This window comes from Arthrobacter sp. Soil736, assembly GCF_001428005.1.
Classification (GTDB): Bacteria; Actinomycetota; Actinomycetes; order Actinomycetales; family Micrococcaceae; genus Arthrobacter.
In genome coordinates this window covers 1-8027 of sequence record NZ_LMSB01000021.1, presented here as the reverse complement: position 1 = coordinate 8027, position 8027 = coordinate 1, and the positions used below count along the sequence as shown (strand labels likewise).

Below are 8027 nucleotides of genomic sequence, written 5' to 3'. Positions count from 1 at the left end.
GATCCCGCTGAGGCCAAAACCGCCGACGGCGAGCGTCATCCCGTCCCGCAGGACCCCGTTCAGCGCCTGGGCAGCGCCGGAATTCAGTTTGGACATCGCGTCTCCTCGTTGAGCTGTGGGTTGCCTGCTATCCACTTTGTGGACTTAGCTGCTGAGGTACGAGCGTACGGGGGCTGGAATAACGCTGTCAATGACGATAAATGGGCAATCTGACAGCGCTTTTTACAGTGTGGACGGTAGTCTAAGGAATATCCACAATATGGATGATCGAGGAGAAAAATGAACCAGATGCCCGTTCAGGGAGCCCAGGTGGTCAGCCGCATCGCGGGTTTGTTACGCATTGTTGGCCGGCGGCCCGAGGGAAGCTCCCTTGTGGAGGTGGTGCGCGAATCCGGGCTCACCCGGCCCACGGTCCACCGGCTCCTCACTTCGCTGGCCGCGGAAGGACTCCTGGACCATGACGCCAAGACTGGCATGTGGGTCCTTGGCCCGGAGATCCTGCTGATGGGATCGGTGGCCTCGGCGCGCTTTCCTTTGGAGGACATCGCCAGGCCCAGCCTGCGCCGGCTTGCCGAGGAAACCGGCGAAAGCGCCTTCTTCTCGATCCGCAGGGGGGCCGAGACCGTCTGCCTGCTGCGCGAGGAAGGTAGCTTCCCGGTGCGCTCGTTCGTGCTGCATGAGGGCGTCAGGTTTCCGCTGGGCGTAGCCTCTGCGGGCACCGCCATCATGGCGTTCCTGCCGCAGGGTGAACAGGAGCAGATCCTGGCGGACTGGCCCGCCCACGCCGGCACATTTACGCAGGGGCATACTGAAGCCGTGGTCCGGGCCAACCTGCAACGGACGCGTGAGGCGGGGTACGCCGTCAATCCCGGGCTGGTGCTGGAAGGCAGCTGGGGGATGGGTGCTGCAGTGTTTGATCAGGCCGGACGCCCGGCCTGGGCCTTGTCCCTGACCGGAATTGAGCCACGCTTCCGGGAAGACCGGCAGGAGTTCCTGGGAAGGCTCTTGATGGAAGAAGCCCACCGAATTACCAACCAGCTCCAACAGCCGGGATGAGAATACCCTGCATGGCACTGCCTGGAAGGCGGGGCTCGTTTGATTTCCCGAAGGTATGCCTGCGGGTTCAGCTCTGGAGCCGGCGCCAGATGACCTTTCGGGAGCGGGCGGCGGATTTGATGGGTACCGCGGCAGGCTAGTCGTGTGATCCCTGATCCAAATCTGTATGTCGACTTCCAGCAAGAATCCTCAAAGTCCTCGATCGGAGTATCCTGCTCAGCAGCAGGACTGCAATCTCTGCCCGAGTCAGAGCGCTGGTGGCAGAGCCAGTCCTTGGCGGATCTGAAGCGAGTGTGGCTGCCCTCTCGAGTCGGTCATCTTAGCTCCGCCTCAGGTTTATCTTGACGAAATATCCGCTATGGGCTCGCAGCCGGAGACAACCCCGAAATCAGCAACGCCTTCCGGCTACTCGAGGGCATCATGGTGGCCGAGGAAGCGGCAGGCGGCACGCTTAACTCTGTTCCAATCATCAATCCTGGAATCCCCCGAAGGATCGTGCTCGCCAAGCCAGCCAGCACACGCTCGACCGGTGCTGTCCGGATGGTCGCGGAACTCCTGGAGGAGGCTGTTTAAGTGCCACGTGGCCGGAGGTACTCACCACCCGCCAGCCCGGTCTGGCTCAAGTAGTATTGGGGCCGATCGGGGGACTGGGCACTACTCGGAGGGACAGTGGAAAACCATTAGAATAACCGGAAAACTAACCTAGCTTGACGTAATTTCCTGCATTGCTTGTCGCCAGTCGGGGGTGGGTTCCACTCATCGTGCGGGTGCCAGCCTTAAAACGTCAAACCTTATTGCCGGATCCCGGCCGCAGGTCATTTGTGCCCGGAGGCCTGGCGCTGACTCGTCGGCGGCCCGGGCTCGGATACCGGACCGCTTCTGGTGGAGAATGCGTTCATGACCAATGACGATCTTCGGCCTGTCTACTTCCTTTCGGACAGCACCGGCATCACGGCGGAAACGCTCGGCAACACCTTGTTGACGCAATTCCCCGCTAATAACTTTGACCGCATCACGGTTCCCTTCATAACGACCGTCGAACAGGCCAGGACGGTGGTCGGCACCATCGACAAACTGGCCGCCACCGGCCTGAGGCCGATTGTCTTTTCCACCGCTGTCAGCAGCGACGTCCGCCAGGCCTTGGCCACGTGCCAGGGGATCATCGTGGATCTTATCGGGACGCATGTCGGACAGCTGGAGCAGGCCCTCGGCTCACCGGCCAGCGGCGAACCCGGCAGGGCCCACGGCCTGGGCAACGCGGAGCGGTATCAATCCCGGATGGCCGCCGTCGAGTACGCTATGGAACACGACGACGGCCAGAGCCTGCGCGCGCTGGAAAAGGCGCAGGTCATTCTGGTGGCACCGTCCCGCTGCGGAAAAACACCCACAACCATGTATCTGGCGCTGCAACACGGAATCTTCGCCGCGAACTTCCCGCTGGTGGACGAGGACTTTGAGCGGGAGGGGCTCCCCAAGCCGCTGAGGCCTTTCGTTGAGAAATGTTTCGGCCTCTCCTCCAACCCTCTACGCCTGAGTCAAATCCGCACCGAACGGCGCCGTGGCTCACCCTACGCGTCGCTGCGGCAGTGCGGCTTTGAGCTGCGCAACGCCGAGCAGTTGTACGTCTCCCACCGGATTCCGTACCTGAATTCAGCCACGGTGTCCGTGGAGGAAATGGCTGCGACCATCCTGCAGCGCATGAACCTTAAACATTAGGGAAAAGTTTCACAAAGCCGGTGTGGCGCACATCATGTGGAAAGAGCACTTGAGACCTGTCACTGTGGACAGGATTCGCGCCCACCAACCGGCCATCGTCGCGAGCGGGCGGCACATCTGCATGCCATCATCTGCAAAGGAGCAGTAAGTAACCATGACGACAGACATCCTGTGGTTCTCAGAACTCGGACTCAAGGACCTGGACCGGGTGGGCGGGAAGAACGCCTCCCTCGGTGAGATGGTGCAGAACCTGACCTCAGCCGGCGTCCAGGTCCCGGACGGCTTCGCCACGACAGCGGACGCCTACCGCACCTTCCTTTCCGACTCCGGCCTGGACCAGAAGATCGCCGACCGCCTGGTCGGCTTAGACACCGATGACGTGACGGCCCTCGCCTCGGCCGGCCAGGAAATCCGCACCCTCATGCGCGAGACCCCCTTCCTGCCGGACTTCGAGACGCAGATCCGGAACGCATACCAGCAGTTGGTGGAAAAGCACGGGGGCTCCGAGGACCTTTCCTGGGCCGTCCGTTCCAGCGCAACGGCGGAAGACCTCCCCGACGCTTCCTTCGCCGGGCAGCAAGAAACCTTCCTGAACGTCCGCGGCATCGAGAACATCCTGCTCGCAATCAAGGACGTGTTCGCGTCCCTCTACAACGACCGGGCCATCGCCTACCGCGTGCACCACAAGTTCGAACACGCCGACGTGGCGCTCTCGGCCGGCATCCAGCGGATGGTGCGCTCCGACGTCGGGGCCTCCGGTGTCATGTTCACAATGGATACGGAGTCCGGGTTCCAGGACGCCGTGTTCGTCACGTCCTCCTACGGCCTGGGCGAGGCCGTCGTCCAGGGCGCCGTGAACCCGGACGAGTTTTACGTCTACAAACCCGCGCTGCAGGCCGGCCGCCCCGCCATTCTCAAGCGCGGACTGGGCGAGAAGGCCCTCCAGATGACCTACACGAGCAGCCGCGAGATCGGCCGCACCATCGACTTCGTACCGGTTGAGGCCTCGTTGCGGAACCGCTTCAGCCTCGGCGACGACGACGTCGAGCAGCTCGCCCGGCACGCCGTCGCCATCGAGAACCACTACGGCCGCCCGATGGACATCGAATGGGGCAAAGACGGGATCGACGGCGGCCTGTACATCCTGCAGGCGCGCCCGGAGACTGTGCAGTCCCGCCGTGCCTCCGGCAGCCTGAGCCGTTTCCGCCTCAACGGGACCGGCCGGGTGCTGGTCGAGGGCCGCGCCATCGGCCAGCGCATCGGTGCGGGCAGCGTCCGCATCCTCACCGCGATCGACCAGATGGCCGCCTTCAAGACCGGCGACGTCCTCGTCGCCGACATGACCGACCCGGACTGGGAACCGATCATGAAGCGTGCCTCCGCGATCGTCACCAACCGCGGCGGACGCACCTGCCACGCGGCCATCATTGCCCGCGAACTGGGGATTCCCGCCGTCGTCGGGACCGGGGACGCCACGGACGCCCTCTCCGACGGCCTCGAAGTGACTGTCTCCTGCGCCGACGGTGAAACCGGCGTTATCTACGAAGGGCTCCTGGACTTCAGCGTCGAGGAGACCGAGATCACCCAGCTGCCCGAAGCCCCAGTCAAGGTCATGATGAATGTCGGGACCCCGGAGCAGGCGTTCACCTTCGCGCAGCTGCCCAACCACGGAGTCGGCCTGGCCCGGCTGGAATTCATCATCAACCGCCAGATCGGCATCCACCCCAAGGCGCTCCTGAACCTGGACAGCCAGCCAGCGGACGTGGCCGCGGAGATCCGGGAACGGATTGCCGCATACGACAGCCCGCGCGACTACTACATCAAGCGCCTGGCCGAAGGGGTGTCCACCATCGCGGCGGCGTTCGCACCGCAACCGGTGATTGTGCGCATGTCCGACTTCAAGTCCAACGAGTACGCCAACCTCGTAGGCGGACCCGCCTACGAGCCGTACGAAGAGAACCCGATGCTCGGCTTCCGCGGCGCGTCACGATACCTGGACCCGACCTTCCGCGACTGCTTCGACCTCGAGTGCGAGGCGCTGTCCTTCGTCCGCAACGAGATGGGGCTGACCAACGTCAAACTGATGATCCCGTTCGTGCGGACACTGGACGAGGCCCGGGGCGTCACGGAGCTGCTAGCGGAGAACGGACTGACCCGCGGCGAGAACGGCCTCGAGGTGATCATGATGTGTGAGATTCCGTCCAACGCCCTTCTCGCCGACGAATTCCTGGACTATTTCGACGGATTCTCCATCGGCTCCAATGACATGACCCAGCTGGCCCTGGGCCTGGACCGGGACTCCGCGACTGTCGCGGCCGGATTCGATGAACGCGACCCTGCCGTCAAGAAGCTGCTGAGCATGGCCATCAAGGCCTGCAAGGAGCGCGGCAAATATGTGGGCATCTGCGGCCAGGGTCCCAGCGACCACGCGGACTTCGCCGAGTGGCTGGTCGGGGAGGGCATCGATTCCGTCTCCTTGAACCCAGACACCGTGGTGGACACCTGGCTCCGGCTCGCCGGCGCGGCAGGCGTCGCCGAGGTCGGTGCGGCAGTCGGCGCAGAGGCGAGCTGACTCTCACCGCGTCGACCTGACTCTCTCCGTGTCGACCCGAGTGCCCGCCCGGGGAAACCCCTGGGCGGGCACTCCCTTTGAATCTGGGGTTGCCCGCAAGTCGTGGACAGTTGGTCAGGCGGCTTGTGCCGGCTGAGGTTTTCCCGAGGTGAGGAATCGTTCGTGTTCCACGGGTGTGGTGTACTTCTTCATTGCGGGGCCTGAGCGGCGCGACATGACCTGGTTGGAGCGGGGGGAGTGGCGCTGCGCCGGCTTGTTGTCTGTTTGTGTTGTCATGACTGTTCATGGAGTTGTTCGTGGGTTACAGCATGACGACCGAGGATCTTCAGCTGAATTTTTTTAGGGGCTTGATCCGCTGGCTCTCGCAGAATGGGTTTGCGCGGAAGTGCACTCGCGTTGGCCATCGCCGCTGGCAATGATGGCGGCATCAGCTGTGGTTGCGGTCTAGTGAGGCAGGCCAGGCTTTCCTGCGCCAGAAGCCGAGGGTGTGTCCGATGAGGCTGAGCAGGTCTGCGGGGGATTTGATGGTGAGCGTTTCCATGATTCCGGTTCCTTCAAACGCCTGGCCAGTTCTGAACCCGGCCATTGGATTCGTGGGTCGTTCTGATAACGGAGTCACCGCTGGGTTTCAGGGGCCGGAGTGCAACTTGGGGAACCGGTCGAACCAGATAATTTCGCGAGGAGATAAGCGACGCAGGAGCGCCGGACGAAATTACCTGGGGGCGGCCGGCGCGGAGCGCCCTGGTTGCGGGGAGAACCCGCCCAGCGATGATCGAGTATCAGCCAAGGTGCCCCTTACGGGACGACCGTTCCGGGCTGAAAATGTTCCTGTGGTCGCCTGTCTGTGACTGTTAGCGGTCCAGCGTCGCTGACCGCTAAGAGTCACCGCGCACAGAGACTTCACTCGTGCAGGCATACAGTGCGAGGTAGAGCTGTTTCGCGACCGCAGGATCTTCTCGGACTGCTTCGATAGCGACGTTAAGCGAATCGACTGTCTGTTCCCACAGCTTGTCCGGTGTCGACTAGATCTGGTCACCGGTTGTTCCTTTCGGGGTCCCGCGGTGAGGTCCCGTCGATGATTCGGCGGTCACGTTCGGGCCGCAGGAGGTGGGCGAAGCTACCCAACGCGGTCAGCGTGCCGGCTGGAATCCGTTCCATCACCACGGCTGGTAGCGGGGTTGAAAAGGCCCGCACTGAGCTGCACCTCTTCTGCTTGGTCGCCAAAAGGCGAACGTTGTTGGCAGGCTGGTGTCGCTGAACACGGTTCGTTAATAGTCGATCAGGTTAAAGTCAATGTTTCGAAGGTCCAGGTCGAACAGCGTCTTGCCAGCAGTGGCTGGCACGTCGGCCCGGACGGTGTAGGAATCCTCGACGAACGACGTCCCGGCGTCGTTGAATACAGAGATGCCGGTGCCTGGCACGGACGTCGTTGCGCATTGACCGCCGAATTCAACGATCACCCGGTCCAGCGGCCCGTAGCTGGCGGTCGTTTCCAAACTTTCCAAGGCCTGGATCCGGGGGCCAGCGTCGGGCTGAAGCGGTAGATGATGCGCACCAGCGTATCAGGACCACCGCCAACGCTGGTCGGGTCGATGACGGTGGTGAGCTGGGAGATCAGCGGTGGATCGGCAGTTGGTGCCGGTGCGCCGTGTGCCGGCACGCTGAGCCTGCTCTGCGTCCCAGGAGTAGGGTTGGCCTTAGCTGACGAAGGGGTCCACATGAGCTATAAATATCGAACCGTCCGGGTTCGCGGCACCGACCTGATTGGAACCATTGCCCGCAAACACGGGAGTGGGCCCGAGATCTACGAAACCTCGAAGGACCCGAACACTTCAGTAGTTCCAGTGTTTTTCCAGGCAACGGGCGAGGTCCGATTCTTCGACAGGTCAATGCTGGAGGACGTCGTGACGCCGGCCAGTTAGCAGCAATATCGCATCCTCGGAACGTACAACACAACGGGCTGCGGCGGTCCTCGCTCGGCGGCCCTCATCGGGCGAAAAGTACACAGGGCAGAACGAATCAGCGCAGCGGCGGTACATCGCTTGGCACCCGTGAAAGGCGCCCGGCCGCTGATTGGAAGTACCCGCACCTATCACACGGGGACCGACTATAACGCCCACAGCGCCCGGCCCTTCGGATCTGGATCTGCCGGAGGTCCCGATCCGGTAACGCTGCGTCGGTAGGGCCTCCGGGTGCGTGGCGGGCGTGTGAGGATACGGCCATGAGCGAGGAAGGGACGGCCGTGTCTGCCTCCGGTCCGGCGGCGGCCCCCAAACATGTGATCGGGCTGATCAAATCCCAGGGCTCCGCGGCGACCCGGGCGATGCGCAAGCAGGCGCGCCGACGCCGCGATGCCGAACCGAAACTGCAGCTCCACGTGCTCCAGACCCGGCACAAACCCGCCGGATAGCTGACATCGTTCACGTTTTTCATACACTGCAGGGCGTTGATCTGGCGTGTGTCGCCTTCGTTGTTGCCGCTGCTTCTGGAATTTAGCCCTGGATCAATGACACACAGCTCGGCGAAGCGGGCTACGCCTTCACGCGTTCGCCTGATGCCGCGGACCTCTCGATGGCGGCAATGAGCTCGTGGCGTGCGACGGCGTCGGCGAAGTCCGGCACGGTGTGAGTCCCGTTGTCGATGTCTGCCGCGAACGCCGCGTAGGCACGCCCGACGTTTTCGG

Annotated in this window: 7 protein-coding genes and 1 pseudogene; 5 read left to right on the top strand and 3 right to left on the bottom strand. The window is 63.0% G+C overall.

Annotation, left to right across the window (positions count from 1 at the left end; all coding sequences use genetic code 11):
• Positions 1 to 96: pseudogene (locus tag ASG92_RS28995) on the bottom strand (succinyl-CoA--3-ketoacid-CoA transferase); the annotation flags it as partial.
• 183 nt (positions 97 to 279) lie between these two features.
• On the opposite strand from ASG92_RS28995, the gene ASG92_RS12955 reads away from it, so the two are divergent.
• The 3 genes from ASG92_RS12955 to ppsA all read left to right on the top strand — a co-directional run bounded on the left by ASG92_RS12955 (position 280) and on the right by ppsA (position 5344).
• A complete protein-coding gene (locus ASG92_RS12955; RefSeq protein WP_056628941.1) occupies positions 280 to 1056 on the top strand; it encodes an IclR family transcriptional regulator in 777 nt (258 codons plus the stop codon).
• 897 nt (positions 1057 to 1953) lie between these two features.
• Complete coding sequence (locus ASG92_RS12950) at positions 1954 to 2772, top strand: pyruvate, water dikinase regulatory protein (RefSeq protein WP_056628940.1); 819 nt, start codon at positions 1954 to 1956, stop codon at positions 2770 to 2772.
• 154 nt (positions 2773 to 2926) lie between these two features.
• Positions 2927 to 5344, top strand: coding sequence for a phosphoenolpyruvate synthase (ppsA, locus tag ASG92_RS12945; RefSeq protein WP_056628939.1), 2418 nt, complete (start codon positions 2927 to 2929; stop codon positions 5342 to 5344).
• Between the two features lie 114 nt (positions 5345 to 5458).
• Here the strand turns inward: ppsA and ASG92_RS28335 are convergent, their stop codons facing one another.
• The gene (locus tag ASG92_RS28335) at positions 5459 to 5620 is read right to left on the bottom strand and encodes a hypothetical protein (RefSeq protein ID WP_157372214.1); all 162 of its coding nucleotides are present in this window, start codon (positions 5618 to 5620) and stop codon (positions 5459 to 5461) included.
• A 992-nt stretch (positions 5621 to 6612) separates the two neighbouring features.
• Positions 6613 to 6849, bottom strand: a complete 237-nt coding sequence (locus ASG92_RS12940) for a hypothetical protein (RefSeq protein ID WP_200951961.1) — start codon at positions 6847 to 6849, stop codon at positions 6613 to 6615.
• Positions 6850 to 7062: 213 nt separating this feature from the next.
• On the opposite strand from ASG92_RS12940, the gene ASG92_RS12935 reads away from it, so the two are divergent.
• A complete protein-coding gene (locus ASG92_RS12935; RefSeq protein WP_056629030.1) occupies positions 7063 to 7266 on the top strand; it encodes a hypothetical protein in 204 nt (67 codons plus the stop codon).
• Between the two features lie 299 nt (positions 7267 to 7565).
• A complete protein-coding gene (locus tag ASG92_RS12930; RefSeq protein WP_056628932.1) occupies positions 7566 to 7754 on the top strand; it encodes a hypothetical protein in 189 nt (62 codons plus the stop codon).
• The last annotated feature ends 273 nt before the right edge of the window (positions 7755 to 8027 follow it).

Bases quoted from the DNA above. Each gene is read 5' to 3' on its own strand.
- ASG92_RS12955 (WP_056628941.1), top strand. From the start codon at position 280: ATGAACCAGATGCCCGTTCAGGGAGCCCAGGTGGTCAGCCGCATCGCG.
- ASG92_RS12950 (WP_056628940.1), top strand. From the start codon at position 1,954: ATGACCAATGACGATCTTCGGCCTGTCTACTTCCTTTCGGACAGCACC.
- ppsA (WP_056628939.1), top strand. From the start codon at position 2,927: ATGACGACAGACATCCTGTGGTTCTCAGAACTCGGACTCAAGGACCTG.
- ASG92_RS28335 (WP_157372214.1), bottom strand. From the start codon at position 5,620: ATGACAACACAAACAGACAACAAGCCGGCGCAGCGCCACTCCCCCCGC.
- ASG92_RS12935 (WP_056629030.1), top strand. From the start codon at position 7,063: ATGAGCTATAAATATCGAACCGTCCGGGTTCGCGGCACCGACCTGATT.
- ASG92_RS12930 (WP_056628932.1), top strand. From the start codon at position 7,566: ATGAGCGAGGAAGGGACGGCCGTGTCTGCCTCCGGTCCGGCGGCGGCC.